Source organism: Arthrobacter sp. N199823 (assembly GCF_002929705.1).
Lineage (GTDB): Bacteria > Actinomycetota > Actinomycetes > Actinomycetales > Micrococcaceae > Specibacter.
This window is the reverse complement of sequence record NZ_PJIN01000034.1, coordinates 1-1,414: the sequence shown is the minus strand read 5'-3', so window position 1 is coordinate 1,414 and position 1,414 is coordinate 1. Positions and strand designations below refer to the sequence as shown.

1 protein-coding gene is annotated in these 1,414 nt (G+C 57.6%); it reads right to left on the bottom strand.

Annotated elements, in window-relative coordinates:
• Nucleotides 1-23: 23 nt before the first annotated feature.
• A complete protein-coding gene (locus CXQ93_RS20105; protein WP_104112167.1) occupies nucleotides 24-1,103 on the bottom strand; it encodes an IS110 family transposase in 1,080 nt (359 codons plus the stop codon).
• Nucleotides 1,104-1,414: the final 311 nt, after the last annotated feature.

The following is a 1,414-nucleotide window of genomic DNA, read 5'->3' as shown; positions in this document are numbered from 1 at the left end:
ATGATCCGAATCTTCTATATCTGTCAAGCCGCGATTGTGGTCGTGTTGTCCGGGGCGTGGAGCGCGTTCAGCAGGCGATAGAGACGTCGGGATAGATAGCGTTTGAGGATGCGCCGTATTTCTTTGGGTGTTTTGCCCTCAGCTTTCCGCCGTTCGGCGTACTCACGGGTTTTTGGATCATGTATCGTTCTCACGATCGTGGCCATGTGCAAGGCACTGTTCAGGCGTCTATCGCCTCCTCTGTTCAGCCGATGCCGGACTGTATTGCCCGAGGAGGCTGGGATGGGGCAGACTCCGGCAAGAGCAGCGAAGGCTGCTTCGGAACGCACCCGGCCCAGATGAGACCAAGCTGTGTAAACCACCGCAGCTGTCACTGGCCCGACACCAGTTACCTCCAGTAGCGGTGCGGCTGGGCTAGCCTCGATCAGCTCCGTAGTGCGCTCTTGGTTCTCCTTGAGCTCACCATCCAGAGCGGTAATGCGTTTTGCAAGCCTGATAGCTTCACAACGTGCGGTGGCCAGCGCCAATTCCTCACCTCGCTGACGCCAAAGAGCTGACGCTGCGATCTGCGCATCAGTCAGAGGCCGTCTGGCATCAACCCCTAAATCCACGGTCCTCAAAAGTGCTGTGAGGGCGTTGACTTTGGCGGTCCGCTCAAGCGTCATTTGTTCTCTAGCAGCTACCAATACACGCAGAGCGGCACGAATTCCATCGTCCTGTCGCGGATTGCGTAGATTCGACTCTTCAAGTGGCAGCGCCGATGCGGCTATGGCGGCAGCATCCAACGGGTCGGACTTCCCTGCACCACGCCGGGCCGGAGCATAGCTCCGAGGAGCTTCCACAACACGGTAGCCGGCCCGAGAAACAGTGCCAGCGAGCAGAGCACCGTAGCTGCCAACGCCTTCAATGACCCAGAGCGTATCAGCGTCGCCCTGCGTACGGCGTGCTACCCAGAGAATCGCTCGTTTTCGACCTGGGGACGTATTAGGGAACGCCTCTATACCAAGTTGCTCACCATTGGCGGCAGTGACGGCATAAGTGTGGGTTCGGGCGTGGGTGTCTACACCAATAATGAATGGATATAGATGCGCGACAGTGGCCATTGATACTCATTCCTTCCAAATCGACAGTTCGGTTTTCTGCGGTCATCGAGCAGCCGGCAGCCCACCGTGGGGTCGCTCACGAGGCATTCCTGTAACGAGCCACAGAGCCGAGCTCTGGGCAATCTTCTTATCAAGCCTTCGAAGCGGACAAGGCAGGCACTGGTCATCCTCACGATGACGGGACAATTCGGATCCAAGGCCCACCAAGGGCCGAGGGGGTGTTGAGTCACCGTCATGAAAGAACAACCATTACCTACCCTGCCAGCCAGTCACAGACTAGCCACTTCAAATACTTACAGGGGGGTGTTGCC

Excerpts from the sequence above, each read along its gene's own strand:
- CXQ93_RS20105 (WP_104112167.1), bottom strand. The coding sequence starts at position 1,103 with ATGGCCACTGTCGCGCATCTATATCCATTCATTATTGGTGTAGACACC.